Origin of the sequence: Desulfovibrio psychrotolerans (genome assembly GCF_013340305.1) — a bacterium.
GTDB lineage: Bacteria > Desulfobacterota > Desulfovibrionia > Desulfovibrionales > Desulfovibrionaceae > Halodesulfovibrio > Halodesulfovibrio psychrotolerans.
On record NZ_BLVP01000007.1, the window covers coordinates 20,893 to 44,469 of the forward strand.

General features: G+C 60.8%; 18 protein-coding genes and 1 pseudogene. 8 read left to right on the forward strand and 11 right to left on the reverse strand.

From position 1 onward, the window contains the following. Nucleotides 1-122: 122 nt before the first annotated feature. Complete coding sequence (locus tag HUV26_RS06230; protein ID WP_174409263.1) at nucleotides 123-689, forward strand: helix-turn-helix domain-containing protein; 567 nt, start codon at nucleotides 123-125, stop codon at nucleotides 687-689. Nucleotides 690-698: 9 nt separating this feature from the next. Then, a complete protein-coding gene (locus tag HUV26_RS06235; protein WP_174409264.1) occupies nucleotides 699-2,351 on the forward strand; it encodes an AMP-binding protein in 1,653 nt (550 codons plus the stop codon). 101 nt (nucleotides 2,352-2,452) lie between these two features. Here HUV26_RS06235 and HUV26_RS06240 read toward each other — a convergent pair whose 3' ends face one another. The 5 genes from HUV26_RS06240 to HUV26_RS06260 all read right to left on the reverse strand — a co-directional run bounded on the left by HUV26_RS06240 (nucleotide 2,453) and on the right by HUV26_RS06260 (nucleotide 9,096). Further along, complete coding sequence (locus HUV26_RS06240; protein WP_174409265.1) at nucleotides 2,453-3,799, reverse strand: alanine/glycine:cation symporter family protein; 1,347 nt, start codon at nucleotides 3,797-3,799, stop codon at nucleotides 2,453-2,455. A 402-nt stretch (nucleotides 3,800-4,201) separates the two neighbouring features. Then, a complete protein-coding gene (locus HUV26_RS06245) occupies nucleotides 4,202-4,804 on the reverse strand; it encodes a hypothetical protein (RefSeq protein ID WP_174409266.1) in 603 nt (200 codons plus the stop codon). After that, the gene (locus HUV26_RS06250; protein WP_174409539.1) at nucleotides 4,797-6,266 is read right to left on the reverse strand and encodes a hypothetical protein; all 1,470 of its coding nucleotides are present in this window, start codon (nucleotides 6,264-6,266) and stop codon (nucleotides 4,797-4,799) included. Before HUV26_RS06250 ends, HUV26_RS06245 begins: the two co-directional genes overlap by 8 nt. Nucleotides 6,267-6,777: 511 nt before the next feature. Then, on the reverse strand, nucleotides 6,778-8,106 hold the full coding sequence (locus tag HUV26_RS06255; protein ID WP_174409267.1) for a hypothetical protein: 1,329 nt from the start codon (nucleotides 8,104-8,106) through the stop codon (nucleotides 6,778-6,780). An 84-nt stretch (nucleotides 8,107-8,190) separates the two neighbouring features. Beyond that, nucleotides 8,191-9,096, reverse strand: a complete 906-nt coding sequence (locus HUV26_RS06260) for a sensor domain-containing diguanylate cyclase (protein ID WP_174409268.1) — start codon at nucleotides 9,094-9,096, stop codon at nucleotides 8,191-8,193. 514 nt (nucleotides 9,097-9,610) lie between these two features. On the opposite strand from HUV26_RS06260, the pseudogene HUV26_RS06265 reads away from it, so the two are divergent. From HUV26_RS06265 to HUV26_RS06275, 3 genes and pseudogenes are all read left to right on the forward strand, one after another. Continuing rightward, nucleotides 9,611-10,179 (forward strand): annotated as a pseudogene (locus HUV26_RS06265) (peroxiredoxin). Between the two features lie 100 nt (nucleotides 10,180-10,279). Next, nucleotides 10,280-11,098 (forward strand): rhodanese-like domain-containing protein, encoded by an 819-nt coding sequence (locus HUV26_RS06270; protein WP_174409269.1) that lies wholly within the window; start codon nucleotides 10,280-10,282, stop codon nucleotides 11,096-11,098. A 69-nt stretch (nucleotides 11,099-11,167) separates the two neighbouring features. Then, the gene (locus HUV26_RS06275; protein ID WP_174409270.1) at nucleotides 11,168-12,295 is read left to right on the forward strand and encodes an NAD(P)/FAD-dependent oxidoreductase; all 1,128 of its coding nucleotides are present in this window, start codon (nucleotides 11,168-11,170) and stop codon (nucleotides 12,293-12,295) included. 160 nt (nucleotides 12,296-12,455) lie between these two features. On the opposite strand, the gene HUV26_RS06280 is transcribed toward HUV26_RS06275, so the two are convergent. The 4 genes from HUV26_RS06280 to HUV26_RS06295 all read right to left on the reverse strand — a co-directional run bounded on the left by HUV26_RS06280 (nucleotide 12,456) and on the right by HUV26_RS06295 (nucleotide 14,898). Beyond that, entirely contained in the window at nucleotides 12,456-13,031 is a 576-nt protein-coding gene (locus HUV26_RS06280) for a terminase small subunit (protein ID WP_174409271.1), read from the reverse strand. Then, nucleotides 13,028-13,315: a hypothetical protein gene (locus tag HUV26_RS06285; RefSeq protein ID WP_174409272.1), complete on the reverse strand. Its 288-nt coding sequence runs from the start codon at nucleotides 13,313-13,315 to the stop codon at nucleotides 13,028-13,030. The genes HUV26_RS06280 and HUV26_RS06285 overlap by 4 nt, the downstream gene beginning before the upstream one ends. Next, a complete protein-coding gene (locus HUV26_RS06290) occupies nucleotides 13,302-13,880 on the reverse strand; it encodes a hypothetical protein (protein WP_174409273.1) in 579 nt (192 codons plus the stop codon). The genes HUV26_RS06285 and HUV26_RS06290 overlap by 14 nt, the downstream gene beginning before the upstream one ends. Nucleotides 13,881-14,253: 373 nt before the next feature. Next, on the reverse strand, nucleotides 14,254-14,898 hold the full coding sequence (locus tag HUV26_RS06295) for a tetratricopeptide repeat protein (RefSeq protein WP_243451293.1): 645 nt from the start codon (nucleotides 14,896-14,898) through the stop codon (nucleotides 14,254-14,256). Nucleotides 14,899-15,524: 626 nt separating this feature from the next. Between HUV26_RS06295 and HUV26_RS06300 the strand changes: the two genes are divergently transcribed. Continuing rightward, on the forward strand, nucleotides 15,525-16,061 hold the full coding sequence (locus tag HUV26_RS06300) for a hypothetical protein (protein WP_174409274.1): 537 nt from the start codon (nucleotides 15,525-15,527) through the stop codon (nucleotides 16,059-16,061). 142 nt (nucleotides 16,062-16,203) lie between these two features. After that, nucleotides 16,204-18,624 carry a GGDEF domain-containing protein gene (locus tag HUV26_RS06305; RefSeq protein ID WP_174409275.1) on the forward strand — a complete coding sequence of 807 codons (2,421 nt, stop codon included), beginning with the start codon at nucleotides 16,204-16,206 and terminating at the stop codon, nucleotides 18,622-18,624. Nucleotides 18,625-18,702: 78 nt separating this feature from the next. Here the strand turns inward: HUV26_RS06305 and HUV26_RS06310 are convergent, their stop codons facing one another. Continuing rightward, the gene (locus HUV26_RS06310) at nucleotides 18,703-19,866 is read right to left on the reverse strand and encodes a Smr/MutS family protein (RefSeq protein WP_243451294.1); all 1,164 of its coding nucleotides are present in this window, start codon (nucleotides 19,864-19,866) and stop codon (nucleotides 18,703-18,705) included. Nucleotides 19,867-20,251: 385 nt separating this feature from the next. Continuing rightward, complete coding sequence (locus tag HUV26_RS06315) at nucleotides 20,252-23,107, reverse strand: cache domain-containing protein (RefSeq protein WP_174409277.1); 2,856 nt, start codon at nucleotides 23,105-23,107, stop codon at nucleotides 20,252-20,254. Between the two features lie 134 nt (nucleotides 23,108-23,241). Between HUV26_RS06315 and HUV26_RS06320 the strand changes: the two genes are divergently transcribed. Beyond that, nucleotides 23,242-23,553, forward strand: coding sequence for a TIGR03905 family TSCPD domain-containing protein (locus tag HUV26_RS06320; RefSeq protein WP_174409278.1), 312 nt, complete (start codon nucleotides 23,242-23,244; stop codon nucleotides 23,551-23,553). Nucleotides 23,554-23,577: the final 24 nt, after the last annotated feature.

The following is a 23,577-nucleotide window of genomic DNA, read 5'->3' on the forward strand; positions in this document are numbered from 1 at the left end:
GCCCTCCCTGCCACGGTGCAGCCGGGCGCGCAGCCTTTTCGCCGCGCTTTTTCCTTGAATATTTTCGTACAGTTGGATACCTAATCCGTACATTTTTCCACCTTTCCCATTCAGGAGGCGTCATGTCCGCAGAAAAAATCGGGGCCCGTGTCCGCAAGTACCGCGAAGAAAGAAAGCTGACCCGCGAAGAGCTGGCCGGGACGGCAGACATATCCGTATCCGTGCTCACCGCGCTGGAAGAGGACAACCTCTGTCCCTCCATCGCCCCGTTGCAAAAGCTTGCCCGGGCCATGAACGTCCGCCTCGGCACCTTCATGGACGATCAGGTCTCCACAGACCCCCTCATCGTCCGCGCCTCCGCCCGTCAGGCGGACCTGACCATGCAGAAGGCGGGCAACAAGCGCCCCGCGGTCCGCTTCCACTCCCTCGGCAAGGGCAAAAACGACCGCAACATGGAACCGTTTTTCATAGAAATGTCCCCGGAACCGGAAGAAGACCGCAAACTCTCCTCCCATCAGGGCGAAGAATTCATCGTCGTGGTCTCCGGCTCGCTGCAGGTGGTCTACGGCAAGGAAGAATACGTCCTGCAACAGGGCGACAGCATCTATTACAACTCCATCGTTCCCCACTATGTGGGGGCTGCAGCAAACGCCCCGGCGCAAATCTACGCCGTCATCTACTACCCGTAGGATTGCGCCATGGAACAGTTCGAGATCCGCGAAAAAACGCTGGGGCAGATACTGGACGACACCATCGCCCTGTATCCGGACAACGATGCCGTCATCTACGTAGACCGCGACTACCGCCTCACGTACAGGGAGTTCGGTCAGGTGGTGGACGACCTCGCCCGGGGCCTCATGGCGCTGGGCGTGCAGCACGGTGAAAAGGTGGCAGTCTGGTCCACCAACGTGCCCTACTGGGTCGCCCTGCAGTTTGCCACGGCAAAAATCGGCGCCATCCTGCTCACGGTAAACACCAACTACCGCAAGAGCGAGGTCCAGTACCTGCTCAACCAGTCCGAGTGCGAAAACCTGTTCATCATGGACGGCTTCCGCGACCACGACTACGTGCAGACCATCTTCGATCTCATCCCGGAGCTGAAAACCCAGCCCCGGGGCAAACTCCAGTGCCCCAACTTCCCGCACCTCAAGCGGGTCATGTTCCTCGGCGCAGAAAAGCACCGGGGCATGTATTCCGTCCCGGAAATCATGTCCATGAAGGCCATGGTCTCCGGGCAGGAATATACGGAGAGGCAGACCATGCTCTCCCCGCACGATGTGGTGAACATGCAATACACCTCGGGCACCACGGGCTTCCCCAAGGGGGTCATGCTCTCGCACCTGAACATCGGCCTGAACGGCTACTGGATCGGCAAAAACCAGAACTTCACCAGCAAAGACAGGCTGTGCCTTCCCGTGCCGCTGTTCCACTGCTTCGGCTGCGTTCTGGGCGTACTCGCCGCCGTCAACCACGGTGCCGCACTGGTCATACTGGAAACATTCAGTCCGCTGCACGTCATGGCGTCTGTGGATCAGGAAAAATGCACCGCCCTGTACGGCGTGCCCACCATGTTCATCTCCGTGCTGGAACACAAACTGTTCGACAAGTTCGACTACAGCTCCCTGCGCACGGGCATCATGGCCGGGTCCATCTGCCCGGAACCGCTCATGCGCAAGGTCATAGACAAGATGAACATGCGCGAAATAACCATCTGCTACGGCCTCACGGAAGCCTCTCCCGTCATGACGCAGACCCTCCCGCACGACAGCTTCGAACGCCGCACCCAGAGCGTGGGCAAAAACATGCCCGGCATAGAGGTCAAAATCGTGGACCCCGATACCGGCCTTGAATGCCCTCCCAACACGCAGGGCGAGGTGGTCTGCCGCGGATACAACGTCATGAAGGGCTACTACAGCATGCCCGAAGCCACAGAAAAGGCCATCGATGCCGAAGGCTGGCTGCATTCCGGCGACCTCGGCACCATGGACGCGGAAGGCTACGTGGTCATCACCGGACGCATCAAGGACATGATCATCCGTGGCGGCGAAAACATCTACCCGCGCGAGATAGAAGAATTCCTCTACCGCATGGAGAGCATTCAGGACATTCAGGTGGTGGGAGTGCCCAGCCGCAAATACGGCGAAGAGGTGGGAGCCTTCATCATCCCCAAAGAAGGCTGCGAAATAGCCCCCGAGGATGTGCGCGACTTCTGCCGCGGGCAGATAGCATGGCACAAGGTCCCCCGCTACATCGCCTTCGTGAAGGAATACCCCATGACCGCCAGCGGCAAGATACAAAAATACAAGCTGCGCGAAATGGCTCAGGAGCTTTTCCCAGAAGCCATGCGCTAACCGCTCCGCACACAAACGCAGAAAGGCGGCCTCCGGTTCCGGAAGCCGCCTTCTTTCGTTCCTGCATCGCCTGTTGTCTCTGCAGCGGCAACGCGGTGCAGCTACTCGCCGCGCCCGTTCTGCCGGGTAAAATAGTCCTTCGTCTCACGCACAATGACCGGACTCAGACAAATAAGCCCTATCAGGTTGGGAATGGCCATCATACCGTTAAAGGTGTCCGCCAGTGCCCATACAAAGTCCAGCTTCACCTGCGTGCCCACCAGCACCGCGCACACAAAGAGCAGGCGATAGGGCTTCACCGCCTTCACCCCGGCCAGATACTCCACCGAACGCTCGCCGTAGTAGCACCAGCCAAGGATGGTGGAATACGCAAACAGCATAATGCCTATGGTCACCACATACTTGCCGCCCGCAAACCCCATCTCGAACGCGCCTGTGGTCAGCGGCGCACCGTTCAGGCCGGAATCCCAGTTGAACATAATGATGACCAGCCCGGTCATGGTGCACACCACCAGCGTGTCAATAAACGTCTGCGTCATGGAAACAAGGGCCTGATCAACGGGATGCTTGGTCTTGGCGGCAGCGGCGGCAATGGGCGCGGAACCCAGCCCCGATTCGTTGGAAAACACGCCCCGTGCCACCCCGAACCGTATGGCCATCATAATGGTGGCTCCCGCAAACCCGCCGGAGGCGGCAGCGGGGCTGAACGCATACTCAAACACCAGCGCAAGGGCGGCAGGCACCTTGCCCGCGTTCATAACCAGAATGAACAGTGCGCCGCTCATATAAAAGAGAATCATCACCGGAATAAGCACAGAGGTCACTTTGCCTATGCTTTTAATCCCGCCCAGCACCACCATGGCAGTCAGGGCAGAAAGGACAATGCCCACCACCAGCTTGTCCGCTCCAAAGGTGCTGTGCATGGCGTCCGCCACGGAATGCGACTGCACCATGTTGCCTATGCCAAAGGCGGCCACCGCCGCCAGCACGGCAAAAAGACTGCCCATACGCTTCCAGCCCAGCCCGCGCGAAATATAATACATGGGCCCGCCCGCCATCTCGCCGTTCTCGTCGGTCACGCGGTATTTCACGGCCAGCACGGCCTCGCCGTACTTGGTGGCCATGCCTACCAGCCCGGTCACCCACATCCAGAACAGCGCTCCGGGGCCGCCCAGGGCAATGGCCGTGGCTACCCCGGCAATATTACCCGTGCCCACCGTGGCGGAAAGGGCCGTCATAAGCGCCGCAAAGTTGGAAATATCCCCCTCTCCGGCATCCTTGTCCTTACGCTTCACCAGCGCCAGATACAGCGCGTGGCCCAGCTTGGTAAACTGCAACCCGCGCAGCATGATCGTCAGCAGCAGCCCTGTTCCCACCAAAAGCACCAGCATATACGGTCCCCAGACAAGGCCGTTCAGCCAATCCACTGCCGTGGCAAGCGATTCCATCAACTCCTCCCGTGTGTTTGCACAATCCATCGAAAGAACGTCTTTCCGAAAAATAATGTGCTTTTTCCATCATTATACATGTCATAAAATGACCTTAAATGCAGGAAAAACCACAACAGACCATACTGATCCGGGTTGGAAAAATACGCACATGCGCCCTTCATGGCAACCCAAAAAGCCGCCACGGCTTCAACCGCCACTTCCCGGCCATCCAGCGGCCACAGCATCAATGATTATTTCATCATTATTTTTTTAGATATTAATGAAAAGTTCACTATATAAAAAATATCTGAAGAAAAACTCCGGCACAGCATCAATGCGTTGCCGGAGTCCTGTCGTCATCTCCTCCCCTCAGGTGCCTGCTTCCCGCAAGCCACTCAGGCGCTCCCCGCGGCGCAGGCGTCACAGCACCAAAGGTCCAAGGCTTTCCCGCGTGCACACAGAAAGCACTCCCGCCTCAAAACGCTGCCCTCCCTCCGGGCGGCGCAGCGCAACTGCACCCGGTATCGCCCCCTGCACCCGAAACCCCAGCCGCCGGATAAACCGCAGCACATGCACGTAGGAGCCGGGCGTCATTCCGTACAGGGCATCCAGACAGTACCCGCCACCCGCCGTTTGCCCGTGCAGCATAAACCCCACCACAATCCGGCCTATGGCAGTCTTCATGGGCAGTCCCGCCCGCAGCACGGCAAAATGCACCATGGCAGCCCTGCCGGAAAAATTGTTCAGCCACGCCAGCGCAACGGGTTCCGGCTCTCCGCCCCCGCCCGCACCGCCGTCCGCACCGCCTGCAGCGGCATACACCGCATAGCAGTACACGTCGGGTGCCGTCATAAACGCCGCAAATCCCGTAGCGCAGGTTACGCCGCCATCATAGAACAGCCGCTCCGCAATATTCTCTGCAGCCAGCCTCTCCCACAGGCGGGCAAGCATCGCGGGGGTCAGGGTCAATGCACCGGGCACATGCGCCCGCACCACAAACCGCCTGTCGTCTCTGTCACACATACAATGCATACTCCATGTTTCCCACCGCTTCCTGCCCCTCTTCCTCCTCCCGTGCCGGAAACTCAGCGCACAGCGCCGGGTCCACAATACGCGCCATGCAATCAAGCATGTCGTCATGCGCCGCCACGGGAAAAGCCAGATACTCATCCTGCACAAACTCCCTTGTCAGGTCACGCCAGCGCCCCTCATGATCACGAAACGGGGCACGCACGGGCAAAAAGAACCTCCTGCGCTCGAACAGGGGCACCAGCTTGCGTATGCGGTCGTTCTTGGGCACACCGCCGCCCAATTCCAGAATCTCAAACCGGTAGTTGCGCCCCTGCATCTCGTAGCGGATATGCTCTATGTCCGCCTGCACCCCGTAGCGTTCATACCCCACGGCAAGCGGTGCATACCGCCTGTGCAGGCGAAAAAGCCATTCCGCGCGCTCGGTCAGGTTCAGCCTGTCGCGCACGCCGTCTATGAGGTAATAGTTGCCGTCCTCCCCCAGCCCGATAACCAGCATCACGGTATAGTCGCTGCGGCTCTTCTTCTCGCCCGCCGGGTCCACCACAATGTAGCGGTTCATGCCCTGCCAGTGGGCAGGCGACCGCACCTCCCAATATCCCAGCCACTCTTCCCGGAACCCCTGCGCCGCGTCCGCCCGCGGGTCCTGCAACATCTGGCAGCCGAACACATACGGCCCCATCTGCCTGCGCTTTTCCTCCACCTCCCCGCGGCTCAGCAGCACGGGCGGACCATCCGGCGTTCCGTCCGCCGTGGCGGCATGCACCCTCGGCACAGCCGCCTTACGGTCCATAATGGCTCTGTAGGTATCGTTGTAGTGGTAGCGGGTGCCTATGTACCGCCGCCTGCCGCCCCGCGCTCCCAGATTCAGCGAAAGTGCCCAGCAATCCGTCACCTTGGCGATCATTTCCGGCGTGGTCACGCTCTCGCGGGTTACCACATCGTCATAAACCAGCACGCTGAAGTGCTTGCCCGTGGGCTGTCCGTCCACCAACCCCCACGCCTCCACAGTGGCTTCCTTGGGGTTGCCGCTGCGCCGCACCACAATGCCGTGGTCCAGCGACCAACGCGGCGCCTGCCTCCGCGGCTCCTCCCACAGCACGTCCGGGTAGCACCGCCGCAGCAGGACATTGTTTTCAAATTCGTATTTGATCTGCGCCAGAAACCCCTTGGCTATGGGGCGTGAATGGGAAAAGATGCCGAAGGTCCGCTCCGGGTCATTCAGAATATCCTGAATGGTCAGGCCAAACGTGATGATGGTGGATTTGTAATGCTCACGCGCCCACAGGTCGAGCATACCGTCAGGGCGCGCCTGCACCTCCGCGCACCGGGCATGGTGCCAGTCTGTTTCCAGGTCCTTTCTGCCAAGAATGTGCGTCATCAGAAAATACAGATCACGCCTGCCCAGTTCCGCCATAACCGCCAGAACCGCCCGTTCGCCCTGCGCCTCTGCCATGCGCAGCACCTCGGCATACCGCGCCGCGTCCTCAAGTCTGCCTGTGCCTCCCAAAACCTGCCTCCCGTGTCATCCGGCTGTTGAGAATATCCTTCGCCGCAGGCCGTTCACTACCGGCCAGAAACAGGGCGCACAGCCCATGCAGCCCTGCGTCCCTGCACACGTGTTCAGGGCTGAACGAGCCAGTCACGCAGCGGCATGGTATGAGCCACGCGGCAGCATGCCGTTTTTCCATAACGGCACACCCTGCGCGTGCTGCCCCTCGCACGGCAGACGCTATCACGGGATTTCAGGGCATAACGATGAGAAGGGGGTCCTGACGGGGTGCCGGCACGGTCCCGGCATGGTCTGCGATACCTTGACGGCATTTCAGGACATTGAAAAAAGGGAATGCGTTGTGGCGCAGCGCAGTGCTCAACCCTGCATGCATGTCTCCATGCGCGTCCGCTGACAGCAGGACCTGAACGCTTTGTGCGTCTTGTGTCTCATGATCGTCTGATTGGCCCGCGATTCAGCGGCACCGTCCGGTCCGGGCATCGTAATCCAGCCCCACCTTCTGGCAGGCGAACACCCGCTCGCGGTGCGCAGCCTCACTGCAGGCTGTTTCCCGGCTGGCAACGTCCTGACCGGCAGCTTCCTGTTTGGCAGCTTCCTGTTTGGCGCAGGCATTGTGCCGTGCAAGCCACAACCCGTGCACCTCTTCCGCCATAACACCGCGCAGCAGGGCGAATTCGTAGTAATATTTATAAAAATACGGCAAATCCAGCCTGTCCACCTTCTCCCGGTCCGGCAGACGGCTCTCCGCCAGCAGGCCGGATACCGCCTCAAGCGTCCCCGTAGCACCCGCAGGGTCCGCTCCCGCCTCAAAGCGGGTCATGGCCGCCTCCGCCACCGCCCGCGCAACGGGAATAAACAGCTTGGTCACATGCCCGTGCTGTTTGCGGGCAATGGCCCTTACCTGCCGCTCCGCATCTTCCGGCCACGCATATCGCTCCGCAGCCATGCGCGCCATTTCAAACCCGAAAGGATGATCGCGAAAGTGCTCCAGCAGCTGCGCCATAAACCGCACATCCCCCCCGGCCCGCTTCACGCCGTCCAGCATATTCACGCGGAAAATAAACTCACTGCCCGGTGTGCGCAGGGCCCATTCCGCCAAATCCCCCAGATACTCCGGCGCAAACTTGTCCGGGTAGTCTGTGGTGCACACACGGCAGGCATATGGCCGCGCGGCATGGGCAAGGGGCATGGCCTCAAAGCAACAGTGCTGGCAGGGTCCGGCCACCTCACGGTGTGCGCCGTGCTGGTGTCCGTCTCCTCCAAGATGCAGAAATTCATGAAAAATAACAGACAGGACATACTCGTCCGGCTCGCCCTTCAGAACAGGGCTGAGAATAATGTACGGCGACCGGGCAGGGTCCTCGCTGCGCAGGCCCACCCCCTTCATATGGTCGGAGTAAAGCTCCCGGCATAAGAACACAGGCTGGGGAGCGCTCTGCTTCCCCAACACATGAGCCACCTCACGTACCAGACTCCGCGCCGATGCCGTGCCGTAGCCCCCCATGCACCGCACGCCCCGCGCCAACGCTTCATGCACCAGTTGGGGCAACTTGGGGCCAAAGACCGTCAGGCACTCTCTGTGCAATGCCACTCCGGTATCCAGCGCCACATACTCGTTATTCTGGGCCACAACCAGCCCCTGCCCCCGCAGCAGCCGGTCCAGTGCCCGCGCCTCCTCCGGGGAACAGTCGGGGCACAGCGCACCGGGCGTTACGCCTGCGGCAATGGCCGGGACAAGAACCAGCAGTGCGGCAAGCCAGCCACGGAGCACATGAAAAAACATTCCGCCTCCCGCGCGCGGCACTAAACCACAGCCGGACTACCCGTCCGAACGATAGCCGGACTATGCGTCCGAACCACAGCCGGACTATACGTCCGAACCACCAACGGCTTGTCCTCCCGGCCTTGCCCCGGCAATGGGAAACGCACCTATGGATGCATCGGGCACAATGCGGTTTCTGCCGTCCAGCTTGGCCAGATACAGCAGGCTGTCGGCCCGCTCCAGCAGTGCCGGAGCATCTTCCTCTTCGCGCAGCAGCACCATTCCCCCGCTCACGCTCACCGGCCTGCCCGTGCAGGGCACAAGCTCCTGTGCAAGCCGCTCGCGGAACCGCTCCATAAGCAGCCACGCCTCGCGCAGCGTCATCCCCGGCACAATAACCAGAAATTCCCCGCCTCCAAGTCGCGCGTACTCATCCTCCTCGCGCACACACGCAGAAAGGGTTTCCGCCACATGCAGCAGCACCTCATCGCCGCACGACCTGCCAAAGGCCTGATTCAAGCGCTTGAACATGTCCAGATCCAGCAGGCATACCGCCAGCGGAACCATCCGGTCACGCGCCTCCACCACGGCCCGGGCAAGCAGCGCATGCGCCTGCGCCCGTCCGCACACCTCGGCCCTGCCGGAAGACACATCACGCACCTGCGCCCGCCGTTCCCGGTCATGCAGTTCCCGCCGCAGCCGCCGCTCCTCAGAAGCCTCCTCAAGAGACACCACCACCCAGTCCGTGCCGGTTTCATCCTTAACAGGGGCAGCCTGCACCCGCAGCCATACAGGGGCATGCCCGGCAGACCGCTGCACCCCCAGCACACGCCACCCGCTGGCACGCCGTTCCCTCAGCGCCACCGCCACAGGGTGCTCGTCAGCGGCAACAGTGTCTCCGCATTCAGAAAGAAAAAAGTCCAGCGGGGCTGCCACCTCGGCCACAGCACCAAGCAGCACCCGGGCCGCAGGGTTGGCGTACACGGCCGAACCGTCACGGGAAAAAACCATGGTCCCGGAGGGCATCCCATCCAAAAATCGGTATATTGCGCGGGGCAGTTGCATACATACTCCTTACGTCGTCACGGCATATCATCAGCACATACTATCAGCACATAGCAAACGGTACCCTCTGAGTATCATCAGATACCATCGTGTATCTTCGCCCACCATCGGGTATCATTGGGTACCACCGTGAATCATCGGGCATCTTCGTCCATCATCGGGTTTCATCCGTATACCGGGAGAAACGCTGGCATGGCGACCGTTCCGCCCTGAGCGCATCATACGCCTTTTTCACAGGGCAGCATACCCTAAACCCGCCCGAAGCAACAGTCCGCAAGAAAAATTCGCAAACCGGGATGAACCGCAAACTTTTTATTGACAATGATTCCTGTTATCATGCTATAGCTGTGTTCACTCACTCACATCAAACGATTCCTTCAGGAGGATTCCCATGGATATCAAGTTTCCCCTCATCGGCGATGCCCTGCCCCGTCTTCAGGTCCGCACCACCCACGGCCCCATGACCCTGCCCGACGACATGCGGGGCAAATGGTTCGTCCTGTTCAGCCACCCGGCGGACTTCACCCCCGTATGCACCACCGAGTTTGTGGCGTTCCAAAAGCGCATAGAAGAGTCCGCGCCCTCAATTGCGAACTCATCGGCCTTTCGCTGGATCAGGTTTTCTCCCACATCAAATGGGTGGAATGGATCAAGGAAAAAACCGGTGTCGCCATCGAATTTCCCATTATCGCAGACTTCGGTGAAGTGGCAAACAGCCTCGGCATGGTGCATCCCGGCAAGGGCGGCAACACGGTCCGTGCCGTCTTCATCGTGGACCCGGAAGGCATCGTGCGCATCATCTTCTACTACCCGCAGGAACTCGGCCGCAACATCGATGAAATCCTCCGCGCCATAAAGGGCATGCAGACATCAGACGCCCACGCCGTCGCCATCCCCGCAGGCTGGCCCAATAACGAACTTATCGGCAGCCGCGTGATCATTCCTCCGGCCCAGAGCGTCCGTGACGCAGAAGAACGCCTGAAAAAATATGAAGGTTTTGATTGGTGGTTCTGCCACAAAGATATATAATCCGTTCCGTCTCCTGCCCCGCGCCGGTTCATGCAGCCGTCGCGGGGCAGGCTTGCCGCACGGGGCACTTCCCACTGATCAGCAAACCAAAGGAACGCACATGCGCTGGAGACAATTCCTCACCCCCGTTGAATCCATAGACTCCCATCAGGCCCGCTCCATGCTCGCCTCCGACCCCGCAGTGCAACTGCTGGATGTGCGGCAGGCCAAAGAGTATGAAGAAGGCCACATTTCCGGGGCCAAATTCATTCCGCTGGGCTCCCTCGGCGACATGCTCGACGATCTCGACCCCGCCCGTCCCGTGGTGGTCTACTGTGCCATCGGCGGCAGAAGCCGCATCGCCGCACAGATGCTCGCAGGCAAAGGCTTTGACAAAGTCTTCAACATGTCCGGCGGCTTCAAGGCATGGAACGGCTGGAAAGGCTACGGAGAATACGAACAGGGCCTGCATCTCTTCATGAACACGCAGGACCTCCGCGAAGTGCTGGAAGTGGCCTACGTCATGGAAAAGGCCCTGGGCGATTTCTACCGCACCATGTCCTCGTCCGTGCGAGACCCCAAAGCGTCCGACCTGTTCCGCAAACTGGCGGACGTGGAAGACAGGCACAGCGGCGCAGTGGCAGACCGCCTGCGTGCGGCCACAGGCAACGCTCCCCTGCCCGATGTGGGACCGGATGCCGCCCCGGAAGGCGGCCTGACCACAGAAGAATACATGCGCCGCCTCGGCACGGACACGGAATCCCCGCGCGACATCGTCGATTTCGCCATGGCGCTGGAGGCGCAGGCCATGGACCTTTACGCCCGCGCTGCAGAAAATGCCCCCGACGATGCCTCGCGCAAAGAACTCGAACGCATGGCGCAGGAAGAACGCGGCCACCTGAAGCATCTGGGCGTACTCATGGATGCCCTTATGGCCTGAACCGCCCGAATCACCCGATTCGCCGCCAATCCGCACACTTCCCGCCAACACCGCAACACGGAGAACGCCATGTCCAAACTCGTACTCGTGGGCGCAGGCCACGCGCACATGACCATCATGGACAACATCCCCGCCATCAGGGCCAAGGGGCACGATGTCGTGGTCATCGGCCCCGGCGAGCGCCACTACTATTCCGGCATGGGCCCGGGCATGCTCGGCGGCGATTACAAGCCGCAGGACATCAGCTTTCCTGTCAAGCGCGCCTGTGAACAGGCCGGAGCCACCTTCCTTGTGGACAAATGCGTCAGCGTCCGGCCCGATGAGAACATCGTGGTGCTGGAATCCGGCACAGAAATTCCCTACGATGTCGCCTCCTTCAACACGGGCAGCTCCATTGTGGACGATGTCGTCCGCCCCGGCAGCGAAGATATCTACACCGTCAAACCCATCGAGAACCTGCTCAAAGGGCGTGAACGCGTCCTTTCCCTCGCCCGCAGAGACCACGTGCGCATCGCGGTCATCGGCGGCGGTCCCGCCGGGGTAGAGGTCGCAGGCAACGCATGGGCCTGCGGGCAGGAAGCGGGCGGCAACGTCTCCGTCACCCTGTTCCACGGCCGAAATTTCATGTCCAAGGCTCCGGAAGGCGTGCGCCGCCGCTGCCGCGAAACCCTGCTCCGTCAGGGCGTGGAACTGGTGGGCAACGCCTACGTCACCGCAGTGGAAACCCGCCGCATCACGCTGGAAACAGGCGAACGCCATTCGGCAGATGTCATCTTCATCGCCATGGGCGTCCGCCCGCGCCCGCTTTTCGCCCCGTCAGGCATCCCGGCAGGTCCGGACGGCGGCCTGCTGGTCAACAAATACCTGCAAAGCCCCGCCTATCCGAATATCTTCGGCGGCGGCGACTGCATCTGGTTCGAACCGCGCCCGCTGGATAAAGTGGGCGTCTACGCCGTGCGGGAAAACCCCGTGCTCCATCACAACGTGCTGGCGCAACTGGAGGGTACCCCCCTGCAGGAATTCGACCCCGGCGGCGATTACCTGCTCATTTACAACACGGGCGGGCGCACCGGCGTCCTGCACAAATACGGCATCATCTTCGGCGGCAAGCCTGCCTTCTGGATCAAGGACCACATTGATTCCGCCTTCATGAAGGCGTTCAAGCCCGAATATGAGCGCACAGGCCGCTACGCCTGATATGATTCCGATATCCCGCACCCGCGAACGATGATGCTCACCGCATCCGCCACGCGCAGCCCCGCAAAGCACTATCAACGCTGCTTTGCCGCCGAATTCCAGCCGAAGTTTCTTCAAAGACAACACAAGGGCCGGGAAATCCTCCCGGCCCTTGTCGCGCCTAGCTGCCTCCCCCTCCGTCCGGCTCCGCACCGCGCAAGGGCGGCACCATGGCGGCATACACCGCGTCCAGCCGCTCCCGCAGGGCGGGCGGTATCGCGTCCTTCAAGTTTCCGTCCTCGTCCGTCCCGTGCAGCCGCTCCTCATACAACCCCACATGTCGGGCCAGCATCTCCAGCGCCTTGAGCTTGGAATGCAGCTTCACCCGCACCGTTCCCCCGCGCGATGTAGTTGTCTCCGTAATCTCGGCAATGGCCGCTGCCTGCTCCGTTGTCAGCAACGCCGAATCCAGCAGCTCCAGACTGTCGCCGGACCAGCGGCACACATCCGCCATAGAGGCAAACCCTATCGCCGCCAATTCCTGCACCACCCTGTCCTGCGTCACCCGCAGCCTGCATGCGCGCTCCTTCTTGGCCTCTTCTATGGCCCTGCGCACTTCCGGGCAGGCCATAATCCTCCGGGCATCACGGCGCACGTTGCACTTGTCATATCCGGCCCGCAGAGCAGCCGCCACAGGGTCCATATCCACCAAAAATTCTTCAACAAACCGTTCGCGTGCCGGGGTCATCCCGCTCATCGGCGCTCCTCCCTGCGCTGTCGCAACTCAGCCTTTATCTCCTCCAGCATCCTGTGCATGGCAATAATCCGCTCATCAATGCGTTCCACCTGCATGGCCGTGCGGCGCGATTCCTGCGCGTCCTCGCGCATCTGCCCCACCTGCCCCTCCACCGCGTCCAGCCGTGCCGCAAGCGATGCTATCATCCCCGCCGCAATGGCCAGACTGCTCAGGGCAGAAACAACCGTCCCCACGTTCACGCGGCGGTCAATGCACCAGCGCCCGCCTGCCTCACAACGCTCCATTACCGCCTCCCGGCTTCCTGTATGTGCCTGCCCGGTCGCCGCCCTGTCCTCCCAAACTGGCCAACCCGTCCTTGCGGTACGAACCAAGCGATGATCCCAGATAATAGTTCACCACCGCCCCAAAAGCGGTTCCCAGCGAACCCAGCAGCAACAGCGCAGGCTCGTTAACCGTCTGCATGGAAACCACCGCATGCAGCATCCAGAAGAATCCGGCAATCACCACCAGTGCCACTACTCCCGTCACCCACGCCCCGCCGTGCCCCAGCGCGGCAAGCGAAACCTCCCGCGCCCTCGCGTCCCGCACATTGGTAAGTTCCGCCTCCAGTTGCGTAGCCTGCCAATGCAGCAACTGCGTCATGCGCTCCTGCTCCAGTTCACGCATGCGCAGTGCCGTCTGCGGATCACGCAACGCCTCTGCCACAGCCTCCGGCTCCGCCTTCACTCCCAGAAACGACCCCAGCAAAGACCCCGCCGCCCCTGCCACCGCCCCCACCGGACCGCCCAGCACCGCGCCAAGCACAGGCGCCACCTTTGCAACCGTCCCGGCCACATCCCTCCATTCCATGCCACAATCCTCCTCTGTTACGCGCCTCCGCCTGCCGGAGCACGCTGTTCTGCACATGCACAGGCTCATACCACCCCCTTTTTTCCAAAACTCGCCATCGCACCGTCCCGGCTATGTCTACGCAGGGTCCCAAGCCCCTCTCCCACGGGGTGGACGCCTTTTCCAAAACACAAAAAAAAGACCGGACACCTCTCTGGCGTCCGGTCCTAATCGTCCGGTCCATCGTATTCTCACAGCACGTTCTTTACCCGTCGCAGCCCATATAGCGCGCATGCATCGGGCCTAGTAGATGCCGGGTACATGCCTAGTACATGCCTAGTACAGGCCGGTTACATGGCGGGGACATGGCGCGGGCATACCATACGGTCCGCCGCTATTCGCACCACCGTTCCTTTTTCGCGTTCTCCAGCCCCGTGCAGTCTCCCGCCTTGCAGCCCCGGGCAAAATCCTCACACGCGCCCGGCACATTACCGTTCAGCAATTTCGTGGCAGCCCGGAAGTTCCATGCCCGATGATAGCCGGGATTCATCTCCGCCGCCGTGGTCAGGTCCTGCTCCGCGCCAAGGTAGTTGCCCAGCCGCATCTGCACCAACCCCCGATAAGCATATGACTCCGGCGTGGGCGCAAGCCGCACCGCCCGGTTCAGGTCTTCCAGCGCAAGGTCGTACCACCGCTTATCAGAATAGGCCAATCCCCGCCGCAGCCACGCCTGCGCATATTCCGGCTCCAGTTCCACGGCTTCGGTAAGCAGGGTTACAGCCAGATCAGGATCAGAACACGTCTCGCCGCGCCACAGAATATGCGCCCTCGCAAAGGCGCGCTCCGCCTGTTCGTTGTACCTGCCCGCCGTGCCGCCCGGATTAAACCGTCCCAACTCAGGCTCCTTGCCGCCGCAGGCCGCAAGTCCAAGCAGCAGCACCGCGCACAGCATGCCCGCCGCCACCCTGCGCAACCGGCAGGCCCGAAGGTGCGCATGGCAAACCGGCCCGCCCCGCAGGCGCATCATCGTCATCATCATGTAAAACTCCTTGTGTGCATCTGCCCGATGGTAGCCTTATCCGCGCCCGAAGAAAAGACACCACTCCCAAAAAGCGCACGGAAGCGCAGTGGCACAATCAGAGAAAAAGCGGCGGGAGACACTTGTTCTCTGAACCGGGGACCACAGGCTTCCGTGCCGATTCATGCATGAAGCCCCTGCGGGAGACACTCCCGGTCACGTGCCGGAAGAATCAGGACTCCGATACAGACGAATCGTGCTCAAGCCATACCGTAACTGAATAGCTTTTCAAAGCTAAAAATAGCATTTCCCCTCACCCGCACTGTATCTTTGCCGAATCGTTTCTGTAAATCTTCAGGAAATTGCCATTTCATGTACCATCAGTACAAATCAACAGGCAGATACCGCAATACTGGCCCGCAGGGTAGAAATCCCGTTGCGTCAAACCGTGCAATGTTTTCCCTGCAACGCTCACATCGTCGCTTTTGCTGTAGCTGTCAAAACGCCAAACCAATCTGCGCTACGCATCACCCGGACAAAACGCCTCATCAGCATCGGGAACATGGAATACCTGAATCCCTTGACATAATCTCAGAATGCACATATCAAATATCACATTACTTATATAGATCAATGGAGAGATCGCCATGTCGTTCACCCGTCTGCACAGCCACATGCTCCGTCATCTTCAGGCACTCACAATGCATCTCGAAGAACAGACCCCGGCACACCTTTCGGAACATATCCCGGAACATATCCCGGAACAGAGCCATGCACAGCCGGTGCACATGCTGCACACCGCACTCTCGGCACTGGCCGGTCATGCTCCCGTCTACGATCTGCTCTGCACCCGGAAAAGTCCATTTTTCAGCCATTTCTCAGGCACGGTCGTCCACCCTGCCCTCAATGAAGACGATATCTTCAGCCTGCTTGAAGATTCGCTTATCTTCATCCGGGAAAAAACACTGCGCACATCACTGCTGCATGCCACCCCGTTCGAATCAAAGCTGCTGGAGTGGATGGAGTGCAGTGGTCACTGGTCTCCGGGAGACGGAACCCTCTTTTCCACCTCCTTTTATTTCGACATCCCGTTGCAAATCGTGCGGGAAATCATGTCGCAGATGCCGCTGGTCTTTTCTCCCTCCTGCTACCCGGTTGAAATCACAGCCTCCAGCCAGCAGTAATTCCTGCCACCGACGCAATCCCGCCGCTACGCCACATTGCCCAATCGTTCACTGCGGGCACGCCTCGCCTGTTTGCCTTCCTCGCCGCTTGTGCTAGGGTCTGCCCACAAACGGAAGCGCATTGTCTGCGGGAGCGGAGGCCATGACCCCAAAAATCAGACACTCCACGCGTCACCGCATCTCTGTGGTGCTCGTGTTCCTGCTTGCCACCCTCGGTGCCACAAGCCTGCAATTTGTCGCCCTCTCCGTGCTTCCGGAAGGCTCTCCCCTGCTGCTCGCCCTGCCTCTGGCAGGCGGTGCCCTCTTCACGGCGTTCATGCTGCTGCTCATCCGCAAGCAGTGCGCGCGGTGTCCGCTGCCGGAACGCAACGACCATCTTGAACACGCAAGAAACGACCGGCACGAAGAAATCCTCCGCCTGCGCCGGCAGGCGGCAGAAGCCGAGCGACAGACTCTGGCCCTGCAACGGCAGATAGCAGAGTGCACGCCGGGCGACTATTCCGAACGGCGCATCGAATCACGCTTTCAGGCCGCCTTCCATGCCACCCCGGACCCCATCCTCTTCATCAACGCCGCCACCGGACTGGTGGTGGAGGTAAACGAAAGCTTCCTGCGCCTGCTCCGCATGAGCTGGCGCGAGGTACTTGGTGCCCCTGTGCAAACCATCCTGCACTGGCGCACCCCGGAAGATGCGAAACGCTTCCGCAATGTCCACGCCACAGGAACAGCGAGCAACCTGCGCGCGGGCATTTCCGCCGGCAACGGTACACACAGGGAATTTCTCATCTCGGTACGCCGCATGGATCTGGAAGGCGTGCGGTGCGACATCATTATCGCCCGCGATATCACAGATATGGAACTGCTGCGCAGCGAACTGGCCGACAAAACGGAACTGCTCGAATCCATCCTGCGCCACATCCCCTACTATATTTACTGGAAGAACCCGCGCCACCGCTATGCCGGAGCAAACGACCTGTTCCGCAGGGCACTGCTGGGAGACCGCACCCTCCCGCTGGAAGGTCTTACGGACGATGAGATTCCGATTTCCCCGTTTGCCGGAGATGTAGCCGGAACGCCGCCCAACGCAATGGCGGGTGCAATGGCGGGCGCAATGGACGGAACACAATCCCGGGCAGAGGACGCACGTGTTCTGGAAACAGGCCAGCCCGTCATCCATGAAGAGCGGGCCATGTGGCTCGGCGGCAGGCTGGCGGACGTTCTGGTCAGCAAGGTTCCCCTGCGGGACAAGGCGGGCAGCATTTCCGGCCTGCTGGGCATCATGGCAGACATTTCCGACCTGCGCCGCTCAGAACGCCAGTTCGCCATGCTGCTCAACGGCATCCCGGACCCCGCGTGGATCAAGGACGCCGAAGGACGCTACATCGTGGCCAACCGCGCACTGTCAGAACTTACAGGCGTTCCCGCCGCAGACATTCCCGGCAGAACAGACGCAGATATCCTCCCGCCGGACATGGCCCGCCGCTGCATGGCCAATGAACGGGCCGTGGTGCAGCAGGGCGTCCCCCTGCGCAACGACGAACCCTGCGAGATAGCCGGACGCACAGCGTGGTACGAGGTCATCCGTCAGCCTCTCACAGAAACGGACGCGGACGGCACCGTGCGGGTGACGGGCACCATGGGCATCGCTCGCGATATCTCCCAGCGGCGCAAGGCCGAGGATGAAATACGCACCCTCTCCCGCGCTCTGGAACAAAGCTCCGCCGCCGTTGCCATCACCTCGCGTGAAGGAGACATAGAATACGTCAACCCCCGCTACACGGAAATCACGGGCTACCTGCCCGCAGAGGCAACAGGCCGTCCTCCGCACTTCCTGCGCAGCTTGCCGGACATGGAGCCGCAGGAAATATGGCAGCGCATCCATTGCGGCGACCAATGGCGCGGAGAGGTCAGAACCACCCGCAAGGGGGGCGAGCAGTGCTGGATATTCGCCTCCGTCTCCCCGCTCATGGACGATGCAGGCACCATTCTTCAGGCATTGGTGGTACTGGACGACATAACCGGCAAGAAGGAGCAGGAAGAATACATCCGCTTCATGGCCATGCACGACGGGCTCACCTCGCTGCCCAACCGCCGCCTGTTCATGTCGCAGCTGCGCCATGCCGTGGCCGTGCACCAGCGGGATGCAACACCCTTCGCCCTGTTGTTTATAGACCTCAATGACTTCAAAAAAATCAACGATACGCATGGGCATGATGCGGGAGATACGGTCCTGCGCACCGTTGCCCGGCGTCTTGTGGATTCCCTGCGCGAGGTGGATACCGCCGCACGGCTCGGCGGCGACGAATTCGTTGTGCTGCTGCACGGTGTGAGCGGACGGGAAGAGGTGCGCACCGCCAGCCACCGCATAGCGGAAGCCATATGCCGTCCGGTCAGAATAGGCGCGGAGCCGTGCGTGGTCACCCCGGCCATAGGCGTGGCCATGTGCCCGCAGCACGGCACAGACCCGGACGAACTTCTCAGCCTTGCGGACAAGGCCATGTATCTGTGCAAAAACGAACGGAACTGCCCTTACGTGGAATGCGGTATACAACCTGAAGGGTAAGCCCCTTCACTGCCGCCTTCAGCCATGCCCTTTCCAGCACGGCTCCGCTCCCGCCTTAGTCCGGTGGGCACAGGCAGGCTACAGATACAGGTCGGGGTCGGGCGGCATCCTGTCCCACTGAATCTTGCCCCGGCTCTTCTTGAACTTCCGAAGCATCACATACACCGCCCCTGCGCCGCCGTCCCTCGGCTGCGCCGTGCAGAAGGCCAGCACCACCCGCTTAAAAGGGTCGCGTGTCAGCCAGTGCTGCAAGTTCTCCCGCAGCACCCCAAACCCTTCCGGCGAGTTCTTCCCCCTGCCGGGAATAAGCAGCACGGTGCGCAGCCCTTTCACATACGCCCCCCGCATGAACCCCGTAAGCGCTTCATAGGCTTCCTGCGCCACCATGCCGTGCATATCCAGATGCGCCTCGGGACTGAACTGCCCCGCCCGCAGCCTTCCCAGCACCATGGGGTCAAATCCGCTCACGTGGCCCTGAATAAATTCCTCGGAATACTCCAGATGAAACTCCGCCCCGCCGTCCAGCACATCCTGTAACGCATCGGCAGACCGCGCCGCCTGCTGCACTCTGGCCGGTCTTTCCGGCTTTTTCTGCACATCCCGGCCCCCGGCGGTAATCCCCTCCACCCCCTGCATGGCGCGCAAAAAGGCTTCCGCATCCTCGTCACCGGCTCCTTCCACGTCATGGAAGGCCTCCCCGTCCATCCCCCCCCGGTCCGCCCCACCGGAACGGGCGGCGCTGGAAAAAACACCGGAAACAGCGCGTGCAGTGCCTGCAGCATTTTCCCTGCCCACGGGGGCGGCACGCATGGCCGTTTCCGGCTTCGCCTCCGTGTCATCCACCTTGCCCCGCTTTGCGGCAGCCTTAAACGCGTCCAGCTCCGCCATGAACAACAGAGTATCCTCTTCATCCTTTGCCGCAGAACGTTCTCTGCCGCCGTGTGCCCCATGAGAAGCCTGTCCCGGAGCACCCGCAGCCGCGCGGGGAACACTCTTCCCTCCGGGCGGGTCCTGCCTGCCGCGTCCGCCCACGGGAGCCACCCCGGCCATGGCGCGCAAAAAATCCGCCGCTCCCTCTTCTGGCCCGTCCAGATCAGGAGCCGCCATATTGCGCCCCTTTCCCTTACCGGGCGCGGCACTGCAGGGCTTTACCGCAGGCATCTCCGCCGGGTCAGTCTGCCCTTCTTTGCGAAACAGGGATTTATCTAATTTTTTAAACGGATTGTTCTCATCTGAAGACATGTGTTCCCACTCCTGCAAAAAGAAGGCGCAGCAGCCCGAGCGGGCGTATCCCGCTCTGAAAATTGTGCGCGCTGCGCCCCTGTCTCCCACACTCCCGCCGCAACCGCAAGCGCGGCACAGAGCATGGCATTGCTTGCGCACGCCACAGTCCCTTATCATGCGCTCCATGTCCGTAATGCGGTAACTCAGGCTTCCCGCCGCAGCGTCAGCACAAAGCCGGGCTGAAGCAGAATGGCGTCAGGCTCGGCAACTGGCTTGGCAACTGGCAACATACCGGGGTCGGATCAACATCCGGCATGGGGGCCGCCATAACGGGCCTGCTCTTGCTGCGGAAAAAAAGTTGCCGCGCGCAACGCCGTTCATGGGGCATACGCCGGGAATGCCGCTACCCCACAGGCAGGGTGATGATGAAGGTGGAACCTTTCCCCTCTTCAGATTCCACGCGTATGGTGCCCCCGTGCTTGTTCACCACCACATCGCGGGCAATGGCAAGCCCCTGCCCTGTTCCTCTGCCCACTTCCTTGGTGGTATAGAAGGGGTCAAAAATCATCGCCAGCTTGTCCTTGGGTATCCCCGTCCCGGTATCGGCAATACGCACCACCACATGCTCGTCCTCCAGACGGGTAGATATGGTTATGCGCCCCTTCTCTCCGGTCACGGCAAGCGCTGCACCGTCATGCCGCACCTGTGTCCGGCTCAGTTGCTCGGCAATGGCGTGGGCGGCATTGACGATGACATTCATGAACACCTGATTCAGTTCAGCGGGCAGGCACTGAATTTCCGGAATATTGGGAGCCATATCCAAATCCACATCGGCCACATATTTCCATTCGTTGCGGGTGACGGTCAACGTGTTCCGCAAAGCCTTTCCCAGGTCAGCGGGCTGTTTGTCTCTTCTCCCCGGGTGCGAAAATTCCTTCATGGCCCTGACAATTGTTGTAATCCGGGCCACCCCCTCTTCCGCCTGCGCAATGGCCTTGGGCAGTTCCTCATGGACAAAGTCAAAATCCGCCTCAGCCAGCTTTTCCAAAAAATGTTCCGACAGGTCACGCACACCGGCAGCCCCCTGCGCCTCCTTCCCCGCTTCCGCCAGCCCCCTGCCCGCCACGGCAACCTCCAGCAGCGACCGGAGCGCCTCATCCACAAACCGCAGATTATCGCCAACAAACTGAACGGGGGTATTTATCTCATGGGCAATACCCGCCGCCAACTGGCCTATGGATTCCAGCTTCTGTGCCTGCAGCAGGGTGGTTTCCATGCGCATCCGTTCGGTTATGTCGTTCTGCACAAACACATACCACGCCACCGCCCCGGATTCGTCATGAATGGAGGATATGGATGCCTCGGTTTCGTAGGCAGTACCGTCCTTGCGCATGTTTACCAGCCTTCCGGCCCACATGTTGCGCATGGCCACGGTCTTGAGCGTTTTGTGGAAAAACTCCTCACCCTGCCCGGAGCCGATAATCAGCAGAAACGGCTTGCCCACCGCCTCTTGGCGTGAATAGCCGGTATCCTCCTCAAAGGCGCTGTTCACATACTGTATGGTTCCTGTAACCGCATCGGTTATGCAAATGGCGCTGCTGGCCCTTTCCACGGCCCGCTCAAGTAAGGCTCGCGCCTGCTCTGACCGTTTGCGCTCCGTAATATCCACCATTACGCCTATTATGCCCGCCACCTTGCCATCCGCATCGCGGTACACGCTTTTGTCCACCACAAAGTCGTGCGCCGCCCCGTCCGCACACAAGATATGCATTTCCATTTTAGTCCGCTCGCCGGTGCGCAGCATGCGGGCGTCCAGTTTCTGCACCTCCCGTCGGAGCGCGGGAGAATACAGGGCAGGAAAATCGTCCATGCCCCTGCCCGGCACGTTGTCCGGGTCCACCCCCAGCACATCACGGGCGTAACTCCTGTTGCAGCCCACAAAGCGCCCGTCCAGCCCCCGGTAAAACAGCGGGCTGGGTATGGCGGACATAAGCGAATCCAGAAGCGCCACCTGCTGTTTCAGCAACCCCTCGGCTTTGGCCTTCTCGTTTATCTCCCGCAGATATTGCGTATTCAGCCGCGCCAGCTCCTCTGTCCGCGCATCCACCGCCCGCTCCATGCGCTCGGCGTGCTCCTGCAACTGCTCCATGAACCGGTTGAAGTACTCGCCCATCCTGCCCAGTTCATCCCGGCTGCTGCGCGTGCTCCGCACACTGTAGTCGCCCGTGGCTCCGGCCCGGAAACAGGTGACCAGACTCTGCAAGGGCTTCAGGAACGAGGTGCCTATAAGATGCGAGAGCAGGACAAGCACCGTGATCAGCAGGGCAAAAAAGACGGCTATCCATTTCCACAACTCGCGCAAAGGGCCTTCCATCTCGTCCTTGTAGCCGCATGCCGCCACAATCCAGCCCAGCTCCGGCAGGGAGCGGTAGACCACAACATGATCGCGGAACGCACCGGTTCCCGGCGCGTTCCAGCGGTATTCCAGCCGCCCGCTTTTCTTTTCCAGCATTTCGCGCATAAACAGATGGCCGGGGTGGGTGCCCTGTTCATGTTCCGCACCATGGGCGATCACGGTTCCGTCCTCACTCATCAGAAAGGTGAACCCGGAGGGGCTCAGGCGTACTCCTGCCAGCGCCTCCTTCAGGTCGTCCATCTGCACAAGGGTCAGAAACTCCTCAAGGTAGCCGGACACGCCTATAACCCATTCCCACGGCTGAAAATAGACCATGTATATGGCCTTATCGCGCGGAACGGTCTCACCGGGGTTCATCCAGCGGTATTCCATATACCCTGTCCGGCGGCTTATCACCTCCTGCACCACCTCCATGGCGTGCATGTCCTTTCCCACAAGATTGGGATTGGGGTGAGCCACCACGGTACCGGTTCTGTCCACGCTCAGCACATAGCCTGTCTCGCCTACCCTTTGCGACAGCAACAGATTCCCGGCCCGCCGCTTCGCCTCTTCCATGTCCGCACCGGCATGCAGGGCGTCACGGTATATGGCGTGCACCATCTGCAGGCTCGCTTCCGCCTGCCCCCGCAGATGGTTGCGTACGGAAATCTCCACAGCCAGATGCACGGTCTGTTCAATACTGTCGGTTATGCGGGCAATGTCCTGCTCCACGCCTCCGGCGATTTCCAAGGCATAATGCCTGTAGGCCAGACTGCCGCCGGCAAGAAAAAGTGCCATCAGCACGGTGGTATATGCGAGAAGCAGTTTGGCCCTCAGCCCCATGTCCCTGTACCATTGCAACATGAATATCACCCGAAATATTGAAGATGCGCTCCAGCAACACCCGCCATGCCCCGCCTGCGGGAAAACGGCTTTACAACGTCAATCGCCCGCCGTAGACTGTCTCCCCAGATTACCTTGAGGAGCATTATTCTTTCATGTACACGTTCACCCCTTCCGGCGTCTGCGCAAAACAGATTCTCTTCGAAATCACCAACGGCAAACTCCATAACCTGCAATTTGTGGGCGGCTGCCCCGGCTCCCTCAGTGCCATTACCCGCCTGCTGGAAGGGCAGGACATAGATAAGGTCATCGATGCGCTTAAGGGTCTGCCCTGCGGGAAGAAAAACACCTCCTGCCCCGACCAGCTCGCCCTTGTCCTGTCAGACATTGCCGACGGCAAGGGCGAAATGCACCGCCGCCACACCGGCCTTGCGGGCGCGTTCCGCTCGCTGAATCCCTTCGGATAGCGGTCCCCGCCTCCGTCTCCATCG

What these genes read in the sequence shown, in the direction of transcription:
- HUV26_RS06300 (WP_174409274.1), top strand. Translation starts at nt 15,525, where the DNA reads ATGTCGTTCACCCGTCTGCACAGCCACATGCTCCGTCATCTTCAGGCA.
- HUV26_RS06230 (WP_174409263.1), top strand. Translation starts at nt 123, where the DNA reads ATGTCCGCAGAAAAAATCGGGGCCCGTGTCCGCAAGTACCGCGAAGAA.
- HUV26_RS06285 (WP_174409272.1), bottom strand. Translation starts at nt 13,315, where the DNA reads ATGGAGCGTTGTGAGGCAGGCGGGCGCTGGTGCATTGACCGCCGCGTG.
- HUV26_RS06295 (WP_243451293.1), bottom strand. Translation starts at nt 14,898, where the DNA reads ATGATGATGACGATGATGCGCCTGCGGGGCGGGCCGGTTTGCCATGCG.
- HUV26_RS06235 (WP_174409264.1), top strand. Translation starts at nt 699, where the DNA reads ATGGAACAGTTCGAGATCCGCGAAAAAACGCTGGGGCAGATACTGGAC.
- HUV26_RS06245 (WP_174409266.1), bottom strand. Translation starts at nt 4,804, where the DNA reads ATGTGTGACAGAGACGACAGGCGGTTTGTGGTGCGGGCGCATGTGCCC.
- HUV26_RS06270 (WP_174409269.1), top strand. Translation starts at nt 10,280, where the DNA reads ATGCGCTGGAGACAATTCCTCACCCCCGTTGAATCCATAGACTCCCAT.
- HUV26_RS06250 (WP_174409539.1), bottom strand. Translation starts at nt 6,266, where the DNA reads ATGGCAGAGGCGCAGGGCGAACGGGCGGTTCTGGCGGTTATGGCGGAA.
- HUV26_RS06305 (WP_174409275.1), top strand. Translation starts at nt 16,204, where the DNA reads ATGACCCCAAAAATCAGACACTCCACGCGTCACCGCATCTCTGTGGTG.
- HUV26_RS06280 (WP_174409271.1), bottom strand. Translation starts at nt 13,031, where the DNA reads ATGAGCGGGATGACCCCGGCACGCGAACGGTTTGTTGAAGAATTTTTG.
- HUV26_RS06310 (WP_243451294.1), bottom strand. Translation starts at nt 19,866, where the DNA reads ATGTCTTCAGATGAGAACAATCCGTTTAAAAAATTAGATAAATCCCTG.
- HUV26_RS06275 (WP_174409270.1), top strand. Translation starts at nt 11,168, where the DNA reads ATGTCCAAACTCGTACTCGTGGGCGCAGGCCACGCGCACATGACCATC.
- HUV26_RS06240 (WP_174409265.1), bottom strand. Translation starts at nt 3,799, where the DNA reads ATGGAATCGCTTGCCACGGCAGTGGATTGGCTGAACGGCCTTGTCTGG.
- HUV26_RS06260 (WP_174409268.1), bottom strand. Translation starts at nt 9,096, where the DNA reads ATGGTTTTTTCCCGTGACGGTTCGGCCGTGTACGCCAACCCTGCGGCC.
- HUV26_RS06255 (WP_174409267.1), bottom strand. Translation starts at nt 8,106, where the DNA reads ATGTTTTTTCATGTGCTCCGTGGCTGGCTTGCCGCACTGCTGGTTCTT.
- HUV26_RS06315 (WP_174409277.1), bottom strand. Translation starts at nt 23,107, where the DNA reads ATGTTGCAATGGTACAGGGACATGGGGCTGAGGGCCAAACTGCTTCTC.
- HUV26_RS06290 (WP_174409273.1), bottom strand. Translation starts at nt 13,880, where the DNA reads ATGGAATGGAGGGATGTGGCCGGGACGGTTGCAAAGGTGGCGCCTGTG.
- HUV26_RS06320 (WP_174409278.1), top strand. Translation starts at nt 23,242, where the DNA reads ATGTACACGTTCACCCCTTCCGGCGTCTGCGCAAAACAGATTCTCTTC.